General features: G+C 59.1%; 18 protein-coding genes. 11 read left to right on the forward strand and 7 right to left on the reverse strand.

Annotated features, from left to right (window positions below):
- Nucleotides 1–40: 40 nt before the first annotated feature.
- The 7 genes from BN1128_RS03830 to BN1128_RS03860 all read right to left on the reverse strand — a co-directional run bounded on the left by BN1128_RS03830 (nucleotide 41) and on the right by BN1128_RS03860 (nucleotide 12,048).
- The gene (locus tag BN1128_RS03830; RefSeq protein WP_042866425.1) at nucleotides 41–4,882 is read right to left on the reverse strand and encodes an NAD-glutamate dehydrogenase; all 4,842 of its coding nucleotides are present in this window, start codon (nucleotides 4,880–4,882) and stop codon (nucleotides 41–43) included.
- A 278-nt stretch (nucleotides 4,883–5,160) separates the two neighbouring features.
- The gene (locus BN1128_RS03835; protein ID WP_042866426.1) at nucleotides 5,161–5,382 is read right to left on the reverse strand and encodes a DUF2835 family protein; all 222 of its coding nucleotides are present in this window, start codon (nucleotides 5,380–5,382) and stop codon (nucleotides 5,161–5,163) included.
- Between the two features lie 118 nt (nucleotides 5,383–5,500).
- Complete coding sequence (pepN, locus tag BN1128_RS03840; RefSeq protein ID WP_042866427.1) at nucleotides 5,501–8,125, reverse strand: aminopeptidase N; 2,625 nt, start codon at nucleotides 8,123–8,125, stop codon at nucleotides 5,501–5,503.
- Between the two features lie 137 nt (nucleotides 8,126–8,262).
- The gene (prc, locus tag BN1128_RS03845) at nucleotides 8,263–10,278 is read right to left on the reverse strand and encodes a carboxy terminal-processing peptidase (protein ID WP_042866428.1); all 2,016 of its coding nucleotides are present in this window, start codon (nucleotides 10,276–10,278) and stop codon (nucleotides 8,263–8,265) included.
- An 8-nt stretch (nucleotides 10,279–10,286) separates the two neighbouring features.
- On the reverse strand, nucleotides 10,287–10,919 hold the full coding sequence (gene proQ, locus BN1128_RS03850; protein WP_042866429.1) for an RNA chaperone ProQ: 633 nt from the start codon (nucleotides 10,917–10,919) through the stop codon (nucleotides 10,287–10,289).
- A gap of 101 nt (nucleotides 10,920–11,020) precedes the next feature.
- Entirely contained in the window at nucleotides 11,021–11,479 is a 459-nt protein-coding gene (locus BN1128_RS03855; protein WP_042866430.1) for a GAF domain-containing protein, read from the reverse strand.
- Between the two features lie 110 nt (nucleotides 11,480–11,589).
- A complete protein-coding gene (locus BN1128_RS03860) occupies nucleotides 11,590–12,048 on the reverse strand; it encodes a hypothetical protein (protein WP_042866431.1) in 459 nt (152 codons plus the stop codon).
- 283 nt (nucleotides 12,049–12,331) lie between these two features.
- On the opposite strand from BN1128_RS03860, the gene ccoN reads away from it, so the two are divergent.
- The 11 genes from ccoN to ttcA all read left to right on the forward strand — a co-directional run bounded on the left by ccoN (nucleotide 12,332) and on the right by ttcA (nucleotide 22,540).
- Nucleotides 12,332–13,756: a cytochrome-c oxidase, cbb3-type subunit I gene (gene ccoN / locus BN1128_RS03865; RefSeq protein WP_042866432.1), complete on the forward strand. Its 1,425-nt coding sequence runs from the start codon at nucleotides 12,332–12,334 to the stop codon at nucleotides 13,754–13,756.
- A gap of 16 nt (nucleotides 13,757–13,772) precedes the next feature.
- Nucleotides 13,773–14,387 (forward strand): cytochrome-c oxidase, cbb3-type subunit II, encoded by a 615-nt coding sequence (ccoO, locus tag BN1128_RS03870; RefSeq protein ID WP_042866433.1) that lies wholly within the window; start codon nucleotides 13,773–13,775, stop codon nucleotides 14,385–14,387.
- Between the two features lie 12 nt (nucleotides 14,388–14,399).
- Nucleotides 14,400–14,579, forward strand: coding sequence for a CcoQ/FixQ family Cbb3-type cytochrome c oxidase assembly chaperone (locus BN1128_RS03875; RefSeq protein WP_005315611.1), 180 nt, complete (start codon nucleotides 14,400–14,402; stop codon nucleotides 14,577–14,579).
- Complete coding sequence (ccoP, locus tag BN1128_RS03880; RefSeq protein WP_042866435.1) at nucleotides 14,579–15,556, forward strand: cytochrome-c oxidase, cbb3-type subunit III; 978 nt, start codon at nucleotides 14,579–14,581, stop codon at nucleotides 15,554–15,556. Before BN1128_RS03875 ends, ccoP begins: the two co-directional genes overlap by 1 nt.
- A 129-nt stretch (nucleotides 15,557–15,685) precedes the next feature.
- Nucleotides 15,686–16,174 (forward strand): FixH family protein, encoded by a 489-nt coding sequence (locus BN1128_RS03885; protein ID WP_042866436.1) that lies wholly within the window; start codon nucleotides 15,686–15,688, stop codon nucleotides 16,172–16,174.
- Nucleotides 16,175–16,266: 92 nt separating this feature from the next.
- Nucleotides 16,267–18,663, forward strand: a complete 2,397-nt coding sequence (locus BN1128_RS03890; RefSeq protein ID WP_042866437.1) for a heavy metal translocating P-type ATPase — start codon at nucleotides 16,267–16,269, stop codon at nucleotides 18,661–18,663.
- Between the two features lie 125 nt (nucleotides 18,664–18,788).
- Complete coding sequence (ccoS, locus tag BN1128_RS03895; RefSeq protein WP_042866438.1) at nucleotides 18,789–18,977, forward strand: cbb3-type cytochrome oxidase assembly protein CcoS; 189 nt, start codon at nucleotides 18,789–18,791, stop codon at nucleotides 18,975–18,977.
- Nucleotides 18,961–19,647, forward strand: coding sequence for a sulfite exporter TauE/SafE family protein (locus BN1128_RS03900; RefSeq protein WP_042866439.1), 687 nt, complete (start codon nucleotides 18,961–18,963; stop codon nucleotides 19,645–19,647). Before ccoS ends, BN1128_RS03900 begins: the two co-directional genes overlap by 17 nt.
- Nucleotides 19,648–19,715: 68 nt before the next feature.
- Complete coding sequence (locus BN1128_RS03905) at nucleotides 19,716–20,471, forward strand: FNR family transcription factor (protein ID WP_042866440.1); 756 nt, start codon at nucleotides 19,716–19,718, stop codon at nucleotides 20,469–20,471.
- Between the two features lie 130 nt (nucleotides 20,472–20,601).
- A complete protein-coding gene (gene uspE, locus BN1128_RS03910; RefSeq protein WP_042866442.1) occupies nucleotides 20,602–21,549 on the forward strand; it encodes a universal stress protein UspE in 948 nt (315 codons plus the stop codon).
- 82 nt (nucleotides 21,550–21,631) lie between these two features.
- Nucleotides 21,632–22,540, forward strand: coding sequence for a tRNA 2-thiocytidine(32) synthetase TtcA (gene ttcA, locus BN1128_RS03915; protein WP_042037821.1), 909 nt, complete (start codon nucleotides 21,632–21,634; stop codon nucleotides 22,538–22,540).
- The last annotated feature ends 40 nt before the right edge of the window (nucleotides 22,541–22,580 follow it).

Genomic DNA, 22,580 nt, shown 5'->3' on the forward strand with positions numbered 1-22,580 from the left:
TCCTTAAAAAAGCCCCGGCAACTGGCCGGGGCTTTAGGGGTTATGCCGAGGTTCGGCAATTCAACTGGAGCAGGTTCAACTCTCGCAAGGCCACCGAGAACTTGGCGAACTCGTGGGTGCTCGTGGTCTTGAAGTCGGCCAACATATGGGTCCAACGGGACAAGAGTTGCTCATGCTCCGAAATCCAGTCGGCCAGTATGGTAGCGCATTCTCCCTGATCTTTGCACCCTTCCAGTACCACGGATGTGAGACTGCGCTGCTGCCAGTCCAGATCTTCTCGGAACGATGCCCGTGCCATTGCCTGCCAGTGGTTGCCCACCGGCTGATGGTTGATCTGCTCGAGGAACCAGTGCAGATCCAGCTTGGCGCCGAGGCGATAGTAGACATTGGCGGCGCGCAGTATGTCGGTCTTGTGCTCCGCGGCAATCTGCGCCAGATCCAGGCTGGAGAAGAGGCTGCTCATGTGGGCCACCTGACGGGCGATGGCATCCGGCACCTGCTTGGCCACCAGCGCGGCCACTGCCTGCTGGTGCTCGGCTACCTCGCTCTCGTCCATCACCTCGTAGAGGTGGGTCGCCAGGGTCTCGAACGCCGGGCGGAAGAAGGCGATGTTCTCAGCGATGCTCCAGCTGCGATTGCGGGCACGCAGGAACCAGCGGGTGGCACGGCGCACGATGCGACGGCTGTAGAACATCAGCTCGAGCTGGGTCTCTGCACCCACCAGGTTGTCGCACCCTTCGATATCGCGCCACAGGGCACCCAGACCAAACACCTCGCGGGCCATGGCGAAGCAGCAGGCCACTTCGGCGACCGAGGCGCCGGTCTCGTCCTTCATCCGGCTGGCGAAGTTGAGCCCCATGTCGTTGACCAGCATGTTGGCTACCCGGGTCGCGATGATCTCGCCACGCAGCGGATGCTGGGCAAGCTGGGCACCGAACTGCTGCTGAAGCTTGGCCGGGAAGCTGGTGACCAGCATGTTGGCCAGGAAGGGCTCCTCGGTGATCTCCGGGCAGTTGAGCTGTTCCTTGAGCACCATCTTGCCGTAAGCCACCAGCACCGCCAATTCGGGTCGGGTCAAGCCCTGCCCCGCCGCCATCCGCTCGGACAGCTCTTCATCGGAGGGCAGGAACTCCAGCCCCCGATCAAGCTTGCCTTCGCGCTCCAGCCCCTGGATAAAGCGTTGCTGCTCTTTCAGTTGCTCGGTGCCACGGAAACTGGTGACCGAGATGGACTGGGATTGGCGGTAGGCGTTGGTGATGACGATCTGTGCCACGTCGTCTGTCATCTCGTACAGCATCTGGTTGCGCTGCTTGAGGGTCATATCACCGGCAGCCACCAGCTGGTTGAGCAGGATCTTGATGTTCACCTCGTTGTCGGAGCAATCCACCCCGCCCACGTTGTCGGTGAAGTCGGTGTTGATGCGCCCCCCTTGGCTGGCGTATTCCACCCGGCCGAGCTGGGTAAAGCCGAGGTTGCCACCCTCACCGACTATGTGGGCACGCAGGTCACGACCATTGACCCGCAGCACGTCGTTGCTGCGATCCCCCACTTCGGCGTCGCTCTCGCGGGAGCTCTTCACATAGGTGCCGATGCCGCCGTTCCAGAGCAGGTCGACGTTCAGGCAGAGCAGCGCCTTGATCAGCTCGTTCGGCGCCATGCTGGCCTTGTCGGTACCGAGCAGGGTCTGGACTTGCGGGCTCAGCTTGATGGACTTGGCCGAGCGCAGGAAGATGCCGCCCCCTGCCGAGATGAGATCACGGTTGTAGTCATCCCAGCTGGAACCCGGCAACTCGAACAGCCGCTTGCGCTCGACGAAACTCTTGGCCGCATGGGGCGTCGGGTCAATGAAGATGTGCATGTGGTTGAAGGCGCCCACCAGCTGGGTGTGCTCGGAGAGCAGCATGCCGTTGCCGAACACGTCGCCCGCCATGTCACCTATGCCCACGCAGGTGAAATCTGTGGTCTGGCAGTTGATGCCGATCTCGCGAAAATGCCGTTTGACCGACTCCCAAGCGCCGCGCGCCGTGATGCCCATCTTCTTGTGGTCATAACCGACCGAGCCACCGGAGGCGAACGCATCGCCGAGCCAATGGCCATATTCCTGGCTTATCTCGTTGGCGATGTCGGAGAAGGTCGCGGTGCCCTTGTCGGCCGCCACCACCAGGTAGTAGTCATCCTCGTCGTGGCGTACCACGGACTTGGGTGGGATCACCTCGCCCTGAATGATGTTGTCGGTCACATCGAGCAGACCGCGGATGAACAGGCGATAGCAGGCCTTGCCCTCCTCCTGAATGACGGCGCGGGCCGCCCCCACCGGCATCTGTTTGCAATAGAAGCCGCCCTTGGCACCGACCGGCACTATCACTGTGTTCTTCACCTGCTGCGCCTTGACCAGACCCAGCACCTCGGTGCGGAAATCTTCCTTGCGATCGGACCAGCGCAGACCACCACGGGCCACCTTGCCCCAGCGCAGATGCACCCCTTCCACCCGCGGCGAGTAGACGAAGATCTCGAATTTCGGCAGCGGCAGCGGCATGTCGGTGATGTTGGAGGGCGCCAGCTTGAAGGAGACGTAAGGCTTGACCTGACCGTCCTTGTCCAGCTGGTAGTAGTTGGTGCGCAGGGTGGCGTCAATCATCTCCACATAGCGGCGGATGATGCGATCGTCATCCAGGTTCGCTACCTGATCCAGCTTGGCGGCAAGTTGCTCGTGCAGCTTGTCCTGTACCTTGGCATCCTGTTTGCCCGCCGGGTCGAGGCGCTGCTCGAACAGGGTGAACAGCAGCTGGGCGATGTCGGGATAACGGGTGAGCGTCTCCTCGATGTAAGACTGGCTGAAGGAGACGCCGGTCTGGCGCATGTATTTGGCGTAGGCACGCAGCACCGAGACCTGACGGCCGGTGAGGCTGGCGCCCAGTACCAGACGGTTGAAGCCGTCATCCTCCAACTCCCGGTTCCAGACGGCCGCAAATGCCTGCTGGAAGCGCTGCTGGCTCTGTTCCAGATCAAACGGCTGATCGCCACGCAGCAGCATGGAGAAGTCGAGGATCCAGAACACATCCCCCGAGGGGGTACGGACCTGATACGGGGTCTCGCCTATCACCCGCAGCCCCATGTTTTCCAGCATGGGCAGCACATCGGAGAGGTGAATGGGTTCGGCACGGTGGAACAGCTTGAGGCGGACCCGGCGATCATTCTCCTCCTCCTGCGCGCGGTAGAACAGCATGCCAAGGGGATGGGTTTCGCTCAGATTGTCCAGCTCCATGATGTCGGCCACGGCGGAGCCCGGCAGTACATCTTCCTTGTAGGCACGGGGGAAGGCGGTACTGAAACGACGGCGCAGGGCATTGCCACGGGCCTCGCCATAGTGCGTCAGCAGCACAGAGTCGAGCCGGTCGTCCCAGCTGCGGGCCGCTTCAATCAGGTTGTTCTGTACTTCGTTCACGTCCACATCCACGTTGTTATTGTTGACCCTTACTATGTAGTGGGTCCGCGCCAGCACGCCTTCGGAGAAGTAGACGTTGAACTCCACCTCTTCGCTGCTGCCGAAATATTTCTGCAGGATCTGCTGGGTCTTGACCCGCAGCGCCGTGTTGTAACGCTCCTTGGTGACATAGACCATACAGGAGAAGAAACGACCGTAGACGTCGCGGCGCACGAACAAGCGCAACATGTCCCGCTCCTGCATCTCCAGCACGCCGAGCCCCGTGGCCAACAACTCCTCTTCACGAGCCTGGATCAGCTCGTCGCGGGGGTAGGTTTCCAGCACGTTGAGCAGGGCCTTGTAGGCGTGAGAGCCCTTTTCATGACCGGACGAGGCCATGATACGTTCCAGCCGGTGGCTGATGAGCGGGATCTGGGTCGCACTGGTGTTGTAGATGGAAGAGGCGTAGAGACCGATGAAGCGATCCTCCCCCACTACCTTGCCATGCTCGTCAAAGCGCTTGATGCCGATGTAATCCACATAGGCCGGGCGGTGAACCCGGGACTTGCTGTTGGACTTGGTGAGGATCAGCAAGTCAGAGCTCAGGGCCGCATGACGGGCACTGGCCGGCATGTTGCCAAGGCGCTGCCCCTCATCCTTGATAGAGTTCTTCATCAGCCCCAGGCTGGAGTCCGGCAGTGGCAGGATTTCGTGATCCCCCTCCACCGCCTTGACGTCATAACGGCGATAGCCCATCAGGGTGAAGTTGTGGGTGGCTACCCACTTGAGGAAGGCGACACAGGAGGCAACCTCCTCCTTGCTGACCGGGTTCTTGCGCTTGGGCAGCTCGTCGATGATCTCGTTCAGACGACCCAGCATGGGCTGCCAGTCACCCACAGCCAGGGCCACTTCACCGGCGACCGAGTTGAGCTCGGCGGCCAGCGCCTCCATCTGATCGTCACCGGTCAGGTGATCGATCTCGATGAGGAAGGCAGTTTCGACCGAGGTCTGCCCGGCCGTGTTGTCGAGATCCAGAATCGCGCTGATCTTGCCTTCGTTGCCGCGAATGAGGTGCAGCGGCTGGTGCAGCATCATGTGGGCCGTGATGTTGAGACGCTTGAGCGTCATGCGGATGGAGTCCACCAAGAAGGGAGAATCCTGCAGTATGATCTCGACTATGGTATGGGGAGACTGCCAACCGTGGCGGGTCAGCTCGGGGTTGTATACCCGGATGTAGGGCTCCGTGCTGGTACGCTGGTTGAGTGCATTCCACAGGCTGAGCGCGGCGCCGTAGAGATCGCTGTCATTGCGATCATGCAGATCTGTGCTGGCCATGTTGCCGTAAAACTTGGCAACGAAGCACTCGACCAGGGAGGCACTCTTCTTGGGCAACTTCTGATGGATCAGGCTGAGAACGTTTTCGAGCAGAACTGAGGTAGGGGCGTCTTTCAATGCCATTGCTATATTCCTTATCGGACGACATTAACCACCGACGGAAAGACATCCACCCTGGATGCCCACCGGTACAGAGTTGCTGCGAAGTGTAATGTCTTGGATCAAGGAAGGCGAGCAAAGGTGCTAACGAGATGTTAAAAACAAGGGGCAGATCACGGCTTGAGCTGTGAAAAATTTTGCCAATTTGGCAAAAAACAGAAAATCCCACTGGATGAATGCGGATTTACCGGATAGAAAGTGACTGAAAGCAGATAATTACTCGGGATCCTGTACAGATTTTGTTAATTTATGCGTTCCAGGCTGATAAAACGATAATCGTCCTGGGTTTTCAGTCGAAAATAGCCATATACCCCACTGATAGCGACAAATGGCCGGATTTTTTCCAAGGCCAGCTCTATGGTCAAGCCCTGCTCGGTACGCACCACCAGTCGTCTGGCATGGCCCTGATACATCAGCATGATCTCGTCGCTATTAAGCGACAGCCGGAAAGTAAACTGCTTCACTGTGACTCCTGATAAAAGGCACCTTGTGGACGTTCCCACAAAGGTAACGCCGGTGCCTTGACCTCGTGCTCGATAAAACAGGGCAGGAGAGCCGGCTCCCCTGCCCTGTACCACGCTATTACTGCTGCAATGCCTTGCTTATCTTCTCGAACAGATCCCGCGCCAGCCCGTCCAGGTTGAACAGCCGGAGCAGCTCTGCGCGGATCAGCGCCTTTCGTGCCTCATCCAGTCGCTTGAACTGAATGAGCGGGGTAATAAGGCGAGAAGCCACCTGAGGATTGACCTCGTTGAGCTCGACCAGCAGATCAGTCAGGAAGCGGTAACCACTGCCGTCAACGGCATGGAACTGTACCTGGTTGTTCATGGCAAAACTGGCTACCAGGGCGCGCAGCCGGTTCGGGTTGCGAATGCTGAAGGTGGGGTGGTTCATCGCCTGCTTCACCTCCTCAAGCACGTCTTCCGCCGGCTTGGATCCCACCAGCCGCAACCAGTTGTCCAGCACCAGTCCATCCTTGGCCCACTTGCCTTCGAAGTCCGCCAGCAGGGCAGCCCGGCATGGCAGCAGATAGCCGTTGGCCACCTGTAGCGCCGCCAGGGTATCGGTCATGTTGTCGGCATCCGCATATTGCTGACGCACCAGAGCATCGGCATGCTCGGCATTCAGTGCAGCCAGATAACCGAGCACAACGCCTTTGAGCGCACGCTTGGCCATATCGGCATGCACCACCTGATAGCCTTGCAAGCGCAGGCTGTCGTAAGTGGCCGTCAGTCGGGCACCGAACGCCTGCGCCAGCGAGGCATGAATGGTATCCCGCACCTGATGGATGGCATCGATATCGGCCACCTCGAACAGCTCGGCCAGGGTAGCCTCCCCCGGCAACGCCAGGATCTCCGCCTTGAGGGCAGGATCGAGTGCTGCATCGTCCAGAATGGCGACAAAGGCCGCCAGCAGAGTCTGGGATAGCTCAACCCCCTGCCCGTGCTGGACCCGTGCCACCCCGTCGATGACCGCCTTGTTGATCAGCATCTGGGCAGCATCCCAACGGGCGAACTCGTTGCGTGCAAAGCGCATCAGGAAGGCCAGCGCCTCCTCGCTGTAGTCATAGTGCAGCTTGACCGGCGCGGAGAAGTCCCGCAGCAGGGAAGGAACCGGCTTGACCGGCACCCGATCGAACTCGAAGGTCTGCTCTGCCTCCAGCACGTCGAGCACGTTGCCGATCGGCTTGCCCTGATACTGCAGCGCGATGGCGGCACCGTGCTCGTCATACAGCTCGATGTCGAGGGGAATATGCAGCGGCAGTTTTTGCGGCTGATCCTGGGTCGGCGGGGTGTGCTGGCTCACATGGAGGCGATAGATACCGCTGGCGGCATCGTACTCGTCGGTGACGGTCAGCTCGGGCGTGCCGGACTGGCTGTACCAGCGGCGGAAACGACCGAGATCCACGCTGGAGGCATCCTCCATCGCCTGCACGAAATCATCGCAGGTGACCGCCTGCCCATCGTGGCGCTCGAAGTAGAGTTTCATCCCGGCTTGGAAGTTGGCTTCCCCCAGCAGGGTGTGCAGCATGCGGATCACTTCCGAGCCCTTCTCGTAAACGGTCAGGGTATAGAAGTTGTTCATCTCGATCACCACATCCGGGCGGATGGGATGCGCCATGGGGCCGGCATCTTCGGCAAACTGAGGGCCACGCACGGTACGCACGTTGTTGATGCGGTTGACGCCACGCGAGCCCAGATCGGAGGAGAATTCCTGATCCCGGAACACGGTCAGCCCCTCTTTGAGGCTGAGCTGGAACCAGTCTCGGCAGGTAACCCGGTTGCCGGTCCAGTTGTGGAAATATTCGTGACCGATCACCCGTTCGATGCCGTGGTAGTCGCCGTCGGTGGCGGTGGCTGGATTGGCCAGCACGAACTTGGAGTTGAAGATGTTGAGCCCCTTGTTCTCCATGGCGCCCATGTTGAAGAAGTCCACCGCGACGATCATATAGATGTCGAGGTCGTACTCTAGGCCGAAGCGCTGCTCGTCCCAGCGCATGGAGTTGACGAGGCTCTCCATGGCAAAGCCGGCACGGTCCAGGTTGCCCTTGTCGACGAAGATCTCGAGGGCCACCTTGCGGCCACTTTTGGTGGTGTAGTGGCTGCGCTCCACATCGAAATCACCGGCTACCAGCGCAAACAGGTAGCTGGGTTTGGGGAAGGGATCCTGCCACTGCACGAAGTGGCGGCCGCCATCCAGCTCGCCGCTGTCGACCTTGTTGCCGTTGGAGAGCAGGAAAGGGAACTGGGATTTGTCGGCGGTAATGCGGGTGCTGTAACGGGCCAGAATGTCGGGCCTGTCCAGGTAATAGGTGATGCGCCGGAACCCTTCGGCCTCGCACTGGGTACAGTAGGCATCGCCGGACTTGTAGAGTCCCTCCAGCGCTGTGTTAGCGGCGGGATCCAGCAGGGTGACGACAGTCAGCACGCACTCGGCCGGCAGGTTGAACAGGGTCAGGCTGCTCTCCCCCTGCTCATACTGGCTGAAAGGTACCCCGTCCACGCTGACGCTGTGCAGGGAGAGCCCCTCTCCGTCCAGCACCAGCGGCGCATTGTGTTCACCGTTGCGACGCAGACGGGAGATGGCGGTGACCTGGGTCAGCGGCTCCTGCAGTTGAAAGTCGAGATCGATGCTGTCGATCCAGTAGAGCGGAGCCTGATAATCCTGGCGATATTTGGCCGTCATGGCCTGGGAGTGATCGGTCATTATTGTTTGCTTCCACGCTTGTAATTGACGTGTCAGAGGCTGTCACAACCGGTTGGCAGGGTCAAATAGTTTGCATTCAGCCAAAAGAAAGGGCGACCTGAGTCGCCCTTGTATGCATGTTTGTTCGCCAACCAAGGTCAGCCCTGTTTGCTGAGTCTGGCCAGATCTGCCGTGATGTTGGCAGCCTCGACCAGATACTCATCGGGGGCTTCAAAATCGGCCGGCAACTCGTCTAGGCTCTTCACCGCAGGCTTGCCAAGGCGAGCCAGACGCTCGTTGGTGCGCGCCAGCGCCTTCTCATCCTGTTTGGCCTGATCAGCCAGACGCTCCGCCTCGTTGAGGGAGACCGACTTCTTGTCCTTCTCCTCCTTGTAGTCGGCGATGTCCTGCATCACATAGGCAAACTCGGGATCCTTGTTGATTCGAGCCTCGTGGGCCGATTGCAGCTTGGGCAACAGGCTGGCAAAGTTGCCGAGCTTGTCGTACTTGGCCGACGCTATCTTGTCCCAGGGCAATGCGTTGAACTCACGGCTCTCGCCCGTCTCTTCCGGGGCGACCGCAGTGGGGAAGCCGATGTCAGGTGCAACCCCCTTGTTCTGGGTGCTGCCACCGTTGATCCGGTAGAACTTGGCGATGGTGTACTGCACGTGACCCAGCGGCTGCTCGTAGAAGTCATAGACCTTGGCGAGGCTGCGATGCTGTTGCACCGTGCCCTTGCCGAACGAGTTTTCACCCAGGATCAGGGCGCGACCATAGTCCTGCATAGCGGCGGCGAAGATCTCGGAGGCCGAGGCGCTGTACCGGTCGATCATCACCGACATGGGGCCGCCGTAATAGACGTTGCCATCGTCATCGCCATTGACCGTGATACGGCCCATGTGATCACGAATTTGCACCACGGGACCGCTGGCGAAGAAGAGACCGCTCAGGGCAGAGGCCTCGGTCAGCGCACCGCCGCCGTTGCCGCGCAGATCGACGATCAGGCCTTCGATCTTCTGCTTGTTGAGGCTGGAGAGTTCCTTGATCACGTCATCGTGCAGATTGACGTAGAAACTCGGGATCTCGAGCACCCCTATCTTCTTGCCTTCGGCGTTGATCACCTTGGACTTGGCGGCCCTGTCTTCCAAGCGCACCTTGTCGCGGGTCAGCTCGATCTGCTCGGTCTTGGCGGTGGCGCCCTTGCCGCGCTGGATCTCCAGCTTCACCTTGCTGCCTTTTGGCCCCTTGATGAGTTCGACCACATCATCGAGACGCCAGCCGATCACATCGACAATCTTGCCGTCGTCCTGCCCTACCCCGGTGATCTTGTCATCGGGCTTGAGGTGATTGGACTTGGCGGCCGGGCCACCCGGCACCAGGGAACGAATGACGGTGAAGTCATCCTCCGCCTGCAACACGGCACCTATGCCTTCCAGCGAGAGGTTCATCTCGGTGTTGAAGCGATCGGCGCTGCGCGGAGAGAGATAACTGGTGTGCGGTTCGATGGCACGGGCGAAGGAGTTCATGAAGAGCTGGAACACGTCCTCGCTCTCGGTCTGGGACATCCGCTTGATGGCGTTGTTGTAACGCTTGCCAAGCAGCTCCTTGATCTCGGGCCACTCCTTGCCGCTGAGCTTGAGGCTCAGGGCATCGAACTTGACCCGCTGACGCCACAACTCGTTGAGTTCTGCTTCGTCTTTGGGCCAAGCCGCCCCTTCCCGATCAAAGATGTAATTGTCGGGCTGGGTAAAATCGAAAGGAGTATCGAGCAGTTTGAGGGCGTATTCGAACCGCTCATAACGCCGCTGCTGACTCAGATTGAACATCTCGTAGGCAGGTGCCAGCCGTCCTCTTTCGAGGTCGGTGTCAAAGCCGTTACGGTACTTTTCAAAGCGGCTGATATCAGAGGCCAAAAACAGGTTTCTGCTGTAGTCCAGATTCTCCAGATACTTGTCGTAAATCACGGAGGAAAAGGCATCGTCCAGCTTGAACTGCTTGTAATGCGAGCGGGTAAACAGATTGGCAATTCGCTTGCTAGCCGTAGCATGTTGGCTCTCTTGAGCCAACACAGGCAAATCACTTTCCTTGAGCACCGGCTCGATGGCCTGTGCAAGCCCGGCAAGCGCCAGGCTACAGGCAACGAGGGAAAAACGAATTACGCCATGCTTCAACATTTGTCTCCTTAGAGAACCAGATGCTCAAATTTGACCCGCAGCATCATGCCGGTCTGCAGTTGGACCTGAACGTCATCCTTGGTCACTTCCTTGATGGTCGCCGGCACAGGAGACTTGCCCAGCACGACCCGGACGCTTTGATCCACTTTCAGATTGGCAGCATCGACCTTCACCAGAGGCGCATCGGCAACGGGTGCCTTGGGTGCGGCCTTGGGCTTGTCAGATTTGGCGGCAGCATCAGCCTTGCGCGGGGCAGGACGACGGGGCTGCTTGACCTTCTCTTCTTTAGTATTGGTACGACGGCTGGCAAAGACGCGCTCTTTGCTCTCTTTCAGGGCTTGCTTGGCGTGCTCGATGTGCTCTTCGGTGAGCAGCTCGCCCGGGTTACCGTCCAGATCGACACGGGCCTGGCCGGCTTTGAGGCCATGCAGGTAACGCCAGCTGGAGGTGTATTGACGCAGTGCAGAGCGCAGCATGGTCTTGGAGACTCTGGCATCGTCAGCAAGACGCTCGGCCAAATCCTGGAAGATGCCAATCTTGAGCGGCTTGGCCTCTCCTTCAGCGATGAAGCAGGCCGGGAATTTCTCGACCAGGTAGGCAACGATCTCTTTACTGTTCTTCAGCTTCTCAGTGTTTTCCATGTATAACCTTGGCTTTCATATAAACGCGCGGGCACGCCCGAGCACAACAAAGGCCCCATTATAGAGAGCTTGGGGCCTTTTGCGAACCATCAAGCAATGACTTAGAGCATGCTTTCCAAAATTTGCACCGTTTCTTCCAGCCCAATCCGGTCTTCTGCGTCAAAACGGTTAAAGATTGGACTATCGATATCCAGTACGCTAATGATCTCGCCACCACGACGCACCGGGATCACGATTTCCGAGTTGCTGGCGCTATCGCAGGCGATGTGACCTTCGAATTGGTGGACATCGTCAATGAGCTGGGTCTTGCCCTGTGCCACTGCAGTGCCACAGACCCCGCGGCCGACCGGAATGCGCACGCAGGCCGGCTTGCCCTGGAACGGACCTAGCACCAGGGTATCCCCCTGCAACAGGTAGAAACCCACCCAGTTGATGTCGGCAAGCTCCTGCGCCAACAAGGCGGAGAGGTTGGCCAGGTTGGCGATGAGATCCGGTTCCCCTTCCAGCAGGGCCTGTGCCTGCTGGTTGAGACCGCGATAAAATGCTTGTTTTTCAATCATGATTAAATGAACTTCACTCCCTGATAATCTGTGCAAGGTAACGCCCTGCCTGAAAATTTCAAATCAATTTTCACCTTACCCCCCATCCTTTTGTTCATAAAGGCAGGGATTCAACGGCCGACGGAGAGCGCCAACTGCTGGCGCTGGCCATTGCTCCACTCGATATTGAGCAGCCAGACCATCACAGCCGAAGTGCAGGAACCCACCAGGGTCGAGCCCTGCCAGCCGCGTTCTGCCGGCTCGAAACTGACCGGTATGGTGCCCATGAACATGTCCCGTCCCTCCAGCCAGGCTTTCACCGGTTTGAAGGCGGGATCCCCCCCCTGAAGCAGTATCACGAAGTCATGTTCGGCACGCACCGGCAAGGAGGCGACGCTGACGGTCATCGGCTTGTCCCCCAGCAACAGGCTGCAGGAGGTGCGGGACAGATCACAAATCTGATCTTTTTTTGCGCCCGCCACCACCGTCTGCCCCCCGCCAAACCAGGTTCGATAGGCAACCAATCCGAGCAAAATGGCCAGGACGATCGCCAAGTGGACAATTTTGCGTGAAGTGAGTCTCTCTTTCATGAAAAAACAACCTTGTAAGATGCCTTGAAAATGACATTTTCGTGATCTCGCGCAAGGTAAATAATTGAGCAGGCGAGACCCAACGGAGCCAAATATATCACTGTTTATACTGTTATTTTACCTGTCAGTTCAGTATCATTCCCATTGAATTTTCATTTAGCTACTTTTTGCTTTTCCTTTTATTAACAGTTGTTAACAAGGGGTAAGGCAGTAGCCAATGATGTCGGTCCATGTCACTGGACAAAAAATCAAACAACAGCAGCATCGGAAGCGGAATACAACGATGAGCCATACAACTAACCATCCTGAGTACAACTACACCGTTGTTCGCCAGTTCACAGTCATGACGATTGTCTGGGGAATTGTCGGCATGTCGGTTGGCGTACTGATCGCAGCCCAGTTGATCTGGCCTGCCCTCAACTTTGATACTCCCTGGCTGACTTACAGTCGCCTTCGCCCTCTGCACACCAATGCGGTCATCTTCGCATTTGGCTGTAGCGCCCTGATGGCGACCTCCTTCTATGTGGTGCAACGCACCTGTCAAGCCAGGCTGTTTGGAGGCAAGCTTGCCTCCTTCGTGTTCTGGGGCTGGCAGGCGATCATCCTGTCTGCCGCCATTTCGCTGCCGCTGGGATACACCACCTCTAAGGAGTACGCAGAGCTGGAATGGCCGATCGATATCGCCATCACCATCGTCTGGGTCGCCTATGCCGTCGTCTTCTTCGGCACCTTGGTCAAACGCACCACCTCCCACATCTATGTGGCGAACTGGTTCTTTGGCGCCTTCATCATCACGGTGGCCGTGCTGCACATCGTCAATAACATGGAAGTGCCGCTGTCCGGCATGAAGTCCTACTCCATGTATTCCGGTGCCATGGATGCCATGGTGCAGTGGTGGTATGGCCACAACGCGGTGGGCTTCCTGCTGACCGCAGGCTTCCTTGGCATGATGTACTACTTCGTGCCCAAGCAGGCGGGTCGTCCGGTTTACTCCTACCGCCTCTCCATCGTGCACTTCTGGGCGTTGATCTCCCTCTATATCTGGGCCGGCCCGCACCACCTGCACTATACCGCGCTGCCTGACTGGGCCCAGTCGCTGGGCATGGTGATGTCCCTGATCCTGTTCGTCCCCTCCTGGGGTGGCATGATCAACGGCATCATGACCCTCTCTGGCGCCTGGCACAAACTGCGTTATGACCCCATCCTGCGCTTCCTGATCGTGTCTCTGTCGTTCTACGGCATGTCCACCTTCGAAGGCCCCATGATGGCGATCAAGACGGTTAACGCCCTCTCCCATTACACCGACTGGACCATAGGTCACGTCCACTCAGGCGCACTGGGCTGGGTTGCCATGGTATCCATCGGCGCCGTGTATCACCTGATCCCGAACCTGTTCGACCAGGGCCGCATGTACAGCATCCGCCTGATCAACGTGCACTTCTGGCTGGCAACTGTGGGCACAGTGCTCTACATAGTCGCCATGTGGATTTCCGGCGTGATGCAGGGTCTGATGTGGCGTGCGGTCAACGACGACGGCACCCTGACCTACAGCTTCGTGGAAGCGCTGCAGGCCTCTTATCCCTTCTACTTCGTGCGCTTCCTGGGTGGCTGCTTCTTTGTCACCGGCATGTTGCTGATGGCCTACAACGCCTATCGCACCATCACTGCGCCCAAGGGTTCCCTGGAACCTGTCGCACAGCCAGCATGATTGAAGAGGTCAAAGCATGAGCAACAATAACCGTCACGAGATCTTTGAAAAGAGCGTACCCATGCTGGTGGTCGGCATCATATTTGCCATCAGCCTGGGGGGCCTGGTCGAAATTACCCCGCTGTTCTTCCAGAAGCAGACCACTGAGCCGGTAGAGGGCCTCAAGCCCTACACCGCCCTGCAGATGGAAGGCCGCGACATCTTCATCCGCGAAGGCTGTACCGTTTGTCACAGCCAGATGATCCGTCCGTTCCGCGCCGAAACCGAGCGTTACGGCCACTACTCGGTCGCCGGTGAAAGCGTGTGGGAGCACCCCTTCCTGTGGGGCTCCAAGCGTACCGGTCCGGACCTGGCCCGTGTGGGCGGTCGCTATTCAGACGACTGGCACCGCGCTCACCTGATCAATCCGCGCGATGTGGTGCCCGAGTCCAACATGCCGGCCTTCCCCTGGCTCGACACCAATGTCCTGACCGGTGAACTGACCGGCAAGAAACTGGCGCTGTTCCGGGACCACTTCGGCGTGCCTTACAGCGACGCTGACATCCAGGGTGCAGGTGAGGCCGTCAAGGGCAAAACCGAACTGGATGCGCTGGTAGCCTATCTGCAATCACTGGGTCATGCCCTGAAATAAAGGAGTCAGGATATGGATTACGGCACATTTCGCGGCCTTTATACCCTGCTGTTGATGGCCATCATGATCGGCATCATCGTCTGGGCATACAGCAAGCGCCGCAAGGCCTCTTTCGACGAGGCTGCCAACCTGGTTTTTGCCGACGACGAGCAACCCGGTGCTGATAACAAGAACGCAGGAGCGAAACAATAATGAGCACTTTGTTTAGCATTTTTGTGACCGTCATCAGCCTGGGGACCATACTCGGCTGCTTCTTGCTGCTGGTGTGGTGCCTGCGCGACAAGATGGGCGTGGAAGAGGGCAAGTCCATGGGACACGCCTTCGACGGTATTGAAGAGATCAACAACCCGCTGCCGAAGTGGTGGACCTATATGTTCCTCTTCTTCATCGTCACCGGTCTGGTCTACCTGCTGGCCTTCCCTGGCCTGGGCAACTGGAAGGGTCTGCTGGGCTGGCAGAGCTCCAACCAGGACGTCCGTTCTCTGGCCGAGTCCAAGGCTGCGGTGGCCTCCGCCAAGGCCGAAGGCCGGGCGGTGGAGTACGACCGCGAACTGGTCAAGGCTGACGAGATCTACGGCGCCAAGTTCCGCGAACTGGCCTATCAGGCCGATGGCAAGACCTACCGCGCCATCGAAGAGATTGCCGCCGATCCGGAAGCACGCAAGGTGGGTCAGCGTCTGTTCCTGCAGAACTGCTCCCAGTGTCACGGTTCCGATGCCCGCGGTGGTCGCGGTTTCCCGAACCTGACCGACACCGAATGGCAATGGGGCGGGCAGCCTGATCAGATCAAGACCACCATCATGGGCGGTCGTCAGGGTGTGATGGCGGCCTGGGGCGAGATCCTGGGTCAGGATGGGGTGAAAGAAGTCGCCTCCTACGTGCTGAGCCTGTCCGGTCGCAAGGTCGATCTGGTCGAAGCCAAGAAGGGCGAAGCACGCTTCACCATCTGCGCCGCCTGTCATGGTCCGGATGCCAAGGGCGGTATCGCCTTCGGGGCACCTGACCTGACCAACAACACCTGGCTGTATGGCGGTTCCCGTCAGGTGGTCGAGCAAACCATCACCCACGGCCGTCACGGCGTGATGCCGGCCTGGAAGGATATTCTGGGTGAAGACAAGGTGCATCTGCTCGCCTCCTACGTTTATAGTTTGTCCCACAACAACAAGTAAAATAAGCAGTAACATGTGATAAGCACGTGATTACTCAGTAAAAAGCCTCGACTCTTCGAGGCTTTTTGTTATCTTGTGTTGGCTGAAAAGCCTCCATTCTGTTAATCATACGTTTCGGTAGCACTCATTATGTCCCAACCCTGGTATCGCCAATTTTGGCCTTGGTTCATCATCGCCCTCCCGGCCGCCGCCGTGGTCGCCAGCATTAGCACAGCCATCATCGCCAGCAAGGATGGCGTCAATCTGGTCGCCGAGGACTATTACAAACAAGGCAAAGAGATCAATCAGGACTTGAGCAAGTTCGATCGCTCCGAAGCCCTCAACATTCGCATTGTGCTGGAAGTGAATGGCAAGGAGCTGACCCTCAAGCCTCTGTCGGGAGATATCCCCCCCGGTCAGGCCCTCTACCTCTCCCTGTTCCACCCGACCCTGGCCGGCATGGACAGTGAACACATGGTGACGGCCGACGCCAGCGGCGTCTATCGTCTGCTGCTCGACAAACCATTGAACGGGAAATGGCATATCCGGGTCGATGCCTTCAATCACGAATGGCGTCTGCAAGAGACAGTCCAGCTCCCGACCAAGGCGCCCGTCGAACTCGATCCCAAAGGACGTTAAGCCATGACAGGCGGTTTTCATCCTGGCGAGCCGGTTCCCGCCAGCACGCCCCATGCCCCGAACGTTTACTTTACCTCCCGGGGCAAGACGCCATGAAGGCTTGTTTCCATTGTGGTGAACCGGTTCCCGCCGGCAGTCGTTATGCGCTCGAGATCAAGGGCATAGTGCAACCCATGTGCTGTCCCGGCTGTCAGGCCGTGGCAGAAACCATCATGGAGTGCGGCCTCTCCAGCTATTACGAGCACCGCACTGCGCCCGGCATCAAGGGGGAACTGGTCCCGGAAGAGCTGGCCGCCCTCACCCACTACGATCTGGCCGAGGTGCAGCAGGATTTCGTCACCGACAGCAGCACGGGCAGCCACAGGCAGCGCGAGATCCTGCTCAGCGTGGAAGGGCTGACCTGCGCCGCCTGCGCTTGGCTCATCGAGCGTCATCTGACCGGCCTTGCCGGCCTGCACTACATCAACGTCAACACCACCACCCACCGCGCCCGCATCAAGTGGGATCCGGACCGACTTGCCTTGAGCGACATCCTCAAGGGGTTCGCCAAGATAGGCTATCGTGCCTACCCGTTCCAGACCCACAACCAGGAGGCTATCTACGCCAAAGAAGTGCGCAACTACATGTTCCGGCTGGCACTGGCGGGCCTGGGGTCAATGCAGGTGATGATGTGCGCGGTGGCGCTCTACATGGATCTCTTCATCAGCGTCGAGGATGAGTTCATGGTCTACTTCAAGTGGATCAGCCTCTTGCTCTCGACCCCCATCATGATCTACTCGGCCCAGCCATTTTACGTGGGCGCCTGGCGCAGCCTGAAACAGGGCCACCTCTCCATGGACGTGTCAGTATCGCTGGCACTGATCGGCGCCTTCATTGCCTCCATGTGGGCCACCATCTTCAATACCGGTGAGGTCTACTACGACTCCATCACCATGTTTGTCTTCTTCCTGCTGCTGGGGCGTTTTCTGGAGTTGCGGGCCAGACGCAAGGCGTCAGAGTCCAGCTCCAACCTGGCACGGCTGGTGCCCATCATGGCCACGCGCATCGATGACGATGGCGAACACGATGTGGCGGCCAAGATGCTGCAGGTGGGGGACAGGATTCGGGTACTGGCCGGCGCCACCCTGCCGGCCGATGGCCTCATCGTCGAGGGGCAGGCCAGCCTCAACGAATCCATGCTGACCGGCGAGCAGTTGCCGCTGCTCAAGCAGGTGGGTGACAGCGTCTATGCCGGTACCATCAACACGGACGCACCGCTCCAGATCCGGGTCAGCCACCGCATCGAGGAGTCGCGCATCGCCCAGATCATGCGGCTGCAGGATCATGCGCTGGATGACAAACCGGCCATCGCCCAGATGGCGGACGTGCTCTCCCGCCACTTCATCCTGGTGCTGCTGATCATTGCCGCGGCAGTGTGGACCTTCTGGCACTTCCATCAACCGGAGCAGGCCTTCTGGGTCACCCTGGCCGTGCTGGTTGCTACCTGCCCCTGCGCCCTGTCGCTGGCCACGCCGACCGCGCTCACCTCGGCCACCGCCCGGCTGACCCGCTCCGGCATTCTGCTGCGCCGTGGCCATGTGCTGGACGTGCTGACCAAGGCCAACCGAATCGTGATGGACAAGACAGGCACCCTGACCACGGGCAACATCAGCCTGATCAGCACCACGACGCTGGCCGAGCTGAGCGAAGCACAGTGCCTCGCCATCGCCCGCGCGCTGGAAGCCTATTCTGAACACCCCATCGCCCGCGCCTTTCGCAGCAAGGCGGCAGACGATGCCCTGTTGCTGGCGGCAAGCGAGGTGACACCCGTCATAGGTCATGGCATTCAGGGCAAGATCGCAGGCCGGCATTACCGCATCGGCAGCGCCCGCTGGTTGGCACTGCCCGCCGGGCAGACTGCCAGCAAGGGCCTTGCCATCTATCTGGCCGATGAGTCCAGGCTGCTGGCCCGCTTCATCCTGGCAGATACATTGCGCCCGGATGCCAAGGCGCTGATCCGGGCCTTCAAGGCCGCCGGTCTGCAGACCACCATACTCACGGGTGACAGCTCGGCCCAGGCCGACGAGGTGGCTCGCGAGCTCGGAGTGGACGAACTGGTGAAAGGGGTCACGCCGGATGGCAAGCTGACCTATCTCAAGGAACATGAGGCCCGCGGCGATATCAGCATCATGGTGGGGGATGGCATCAACGATGCCCCCGTGCTGGCTGGCGCCCACGCCTCCTTCGCCATGGCGGGCGGTACGGATCTGGCCAAGAACAGCGCCGATGCCATACTGCTGGCCGACGATCTCTCCCGTCTGCTGGAGGCCCGCACCCTGGCCATTCGCACCCGCAAGATCATCCAGGAGAACTTCGCCTGGTCCATCGGTTACAACCTGCTGGTACTGCCGCTCGCGGCCAGCGGCTGGTTGCCGCCCTATGTGGCGGCGGCGGGCATGTCTCTGAGCTCCCTCATAGTAGTAACCAACTCCATGCGGCTGAATCGCTGAGCCATGGCCGCATATACGCGCGATAAAGGGAGCCGGCGTGTGCCGGGCTCCCCGCCCCACAGAATCGCCGGGCCCCTGGCCACCAACGGGTGTACCATGACCACTCTCATCGCAAGGCTTGCACCATGAACATCATCTTCGTCCTGATCCCCATCGCCATCCTGTTTGTCATCATCGCCGGCGCCGTTTTCTTCTGGGCCATTCGCTCCGAGCAGTTTGAAGATCTCGACCGCCAGGGCTCCAATATCCTGTTCGATGAAGACAAACCCGCCCAAAAAACCAGCGAGCATACGTCCGATGACCGCCAGCCTTGATCTGATCGGGGCCCTGCTGGTGGGGCTCGCAGGCTCAGGCCACTGCATCGGCATGTGTGGCGGCGTCTCGGCAGCTCTCTCCATGGCAATTCCCCCCGAGAAGCAGCACTTCTGGGGCCGACTCGGCTATCTGCTCAACTACAACCTGGGCCGGATCCTCAGCTACCTGGTCGCCGGTGCCCTGGTGGGGGGCCTGCTGGCCACGACCAGCGAGCTGGGCGCCGGCAAGCACGCCATCGCTGGCTTGCGGCTGGTGGCGGCGCTCTTGATGATAGCGCTCGGTCTCTACCTCGCCGGCTGGTGGCAGGGCATACTGCTGCTCGAGCGCATCGGTGCCCGACTCTGGCCCCGCATCAAGCCGCTGGCGGGCAAGTTTCTCCCCTTCACCTCGGCCTGGCAGGCCCTTCCCTTTGGCATGGTGTGGGGCTGGCTGCCCTGCGGTCTGGTCTACTCCATGCTGACCTGGAGTGCGGCGGCAGGTTCCGCCGGTGGCGGTGCGCTGATCATGCTCAGTTTCGGCATAGGGACCCTGCCGACACTGTTTGCCCTGGGGGGGCTGGCAGACCGCCTGCGTTACTGGCTGACCCTGCGCAGTTTGCGCCAAGGCGGGGCTGTTTTGCTCATCGCGTATGGGCTTCATACTCTCTGGATCGGGATAGCGTCCTTTTGAAACCCTATCCAAAACGGATGAGTTGATGGTAAACTTGTTTGATATAAATCAATTATTCGTATGAGCCTATGATCCCGGAAAAGAAACCTGGCAGACGTATTCAGAGCGGTGGCTGTGCAATTCATTGCCAGGATTGCAGCATCAGCCAGCTCTGCATTCCCTTCACCCTGAATGACAGCGAACTCGATCAGCTCGACAGCATCATCGAGCGCAAGAAGCCGATCCAGAAGGGTGAGGAGCTGTTCAAAGCAGGCGATGAGCTGAAATCGCTCTACGCGATCCGTTCCGGGACCATCAAGTCATACACCATCACGGAACAAGGGGATGAGCAGATCACCGCCTTCCACCTCGCCGGTGATCTGGTTGGTTTCGATGCCATTCACAAGCAGGCCCACCCCTCCTTCGCTCAGGCGCTGGAAACGGCCATGGTGTGCGAGATCCCGTTCGACGTGCTCGACGATCTCTCCGGCAAGATGCCCAAGCTGCGCCAGCAAATCATGCGACTGATGAGCAACGAAATCATGGGCGATCAGGAGATGATACTGCTGCTCTCCAAGAAGAATGCCGAAGAGCGCCTCGCCGCCTTCCTGCACAATCTGTCGGTGCGTTTCTCCGAGCGTGGCTTCTCCGCCAAGGAGTTCCGCCTCTCCATGACCCGCGGTGACATCGGCAACTACCTCGGCCTCACCGTCGAGACCATCAGCCGTCTGCTTGGCCGCTTCCAGAAGTCCGAGCTCATCAGCGTCAAGGGCAAGTACATCACAGTGCTGGATCATGTGGCCCTCGGCGTCATGGCTGGCGCGACCCGTCCTCCCTGCGGTTAATATCCCTCTGTTGCCGGATCGGTTTACGCTGAAATTTGATCCGGCACACGTCCCCCCTCCTCCTGCTGAGCTAAGCTGTAATGGCTAAAGGTCTGCCATCATTGGTATTTTTGCCAAGGAGGAGGAGAACATGGTCAAGTACCGAAAGATCCTGGTCGTTATCAACCCGGAAGAAGCGCGACAAATTGCCCTCGAACGTGCGGTCAAGGTGGCTGAGCTTGACGAAGGCGCTCAACTGACCCTGTTGCTCACAATTTACGACTTCTCGTACGAGATGACCGCCATGCTGTCGGTGGACGAGCGGGAAGAGATGCGCCACGGCGTGATCGCCCAGCGCCGTGAATGGCTCGACGATATTCTGAAACCCTACCGAGCCAAGGGGCTGGACTGCGAGATCAAGGTAGTCTGGCACAATCGACCCTTCGAATGCGTCATTCAGGAAGTGCTGGAGAACCGCCACGATCTGGTGGTCAAGGCGACTCACCATCACTCGTTTCTGCAAACCTTCATCTTCACCCCGACCGACTGGCACCTGCTGCGCAAGTGCCCCTGCCCCGTCCTGCTGGTCAAGGAGGGTCATTGGCAACGGGGTGGCAACATCATTGCCGCCATCAATTGTTCAAGCGACGATCAGGATCAGAAACTGCTGAACGAGCGGATCACGGAGGAAGGGATCGTCATCGCCGAACTGCTCGGCTCCAACCTCTATTTGGTCAACACCTATCCCGGCACCCCGGTCAACGTGGCTATTGAACTGCCCGAGTTCGATCCCAACGCCTACAATGATGCCATTCGCAAACACCATGAGAGCCTGCTGCTGAGCCATGCCGACAAATTTGGCATCAGTCATCTGTGGACCCGAGTGGCGGAAGGCCTGCCGGAAGAGGTGTTGCCCGATCTGGCCGAAGACCTGCAAGCCACCCTGATGATCATGGGCTGCGTAGGTCGCACCGGCCTCTCCGCCGCCCTGCTCGGCAATACCGCCGAACATGTGGTGGACAGACTCGCCTGCGACATGCTGATCCTCAAACCCGCCGATTACAGCTGCCCGGTAGACAGCCGGCGCAGTCAATCATAAGACGGCTTTCATCCTAGCATCTTGCCCTCCCCCGGGACATGGCTATAATAACGCGCTTATTTGTGTCCCGGGTTTTACGAGCATGCTAGAAGAGCTGAACGCCAAAGATAAATACAGTTTCAACAAACTGCAGAAGCGCCTGCGGCGCAACGTAGGTCAGGCCATCGCCGACTTCAACATGATTGAAGAGGGCGACAAGATCATGGTGTGCCTGTCCGGTGGCAAGGACAGCTTCGCCATGCTCGACATCCTGATGAGCCTGAAGGCGAGCGCCCCCATCCATTTCGATCTGGTGGCCGTCAACCTGGATCAGAAGCAACCCGGTTTCCCCGAGCACGTGCTGCCGGAATACCTGGCCACCCTGGGCGTCGACTTCAAGATCGTCGAGGAAGACACCTACTCCATCGTCAAGGACAAGGTGCCGGAAGGCAAGACCACCTGCGCCCTCTGCTCCCGTCTGCGCCGTGGCATTCTCTATCGCACCGCCCAGGAGCTGGGCTGCACCAAGATTGCCCTCGGTCATCACAGGGACGACATACTCGAGACCTTGTTCCTCAATATGTTCTACGGTGGCAAGCTCAAATCCATGCCGCCCAAGCTGGTAAGCGACGATGGCAAGAATGTGGTGATCCGCCCGCTGGCCTACTGCAAGGAGAAAGACCTGGTGCGCTATGCCGAGGTCAAGGCCTTCCCCATCATCCCGTGCAACCTGTGCGGCTCGCAGGAGAACCTGCAGCGTCAGGCCATCAAGCAGATGATGCAGGATTGGGATCGCCGCTTCCCGGGTCGTATCGAGACCATGTTCACCGCCATTCAGGACGTGATCCCGAGCCACCTGCTCGATCACAAGCTGTTCGACTTCAAGAGCATCAACCGCGACTCCGGCATCATAGATGGCGGCGACAAGGCATTTGATCCGCCTGAACTGCCCAAAGCGCCGCTGCTGGACATCGACGAGATGGACATGCTGGATGTGATTGAAGTGCGCTAAGCACGATAGACACAAACCGACAGCAACAAAAAAGGAGCGC

Source organism: Aeromonas piscicola (assembly GCF_000820005.1).
GTDB lineage: Bacteria > Pseudomonadota > Gammaproteobacteria > Enterobacterales > Aeromonadaceae > Aeromonas > Aeromonas piscicola.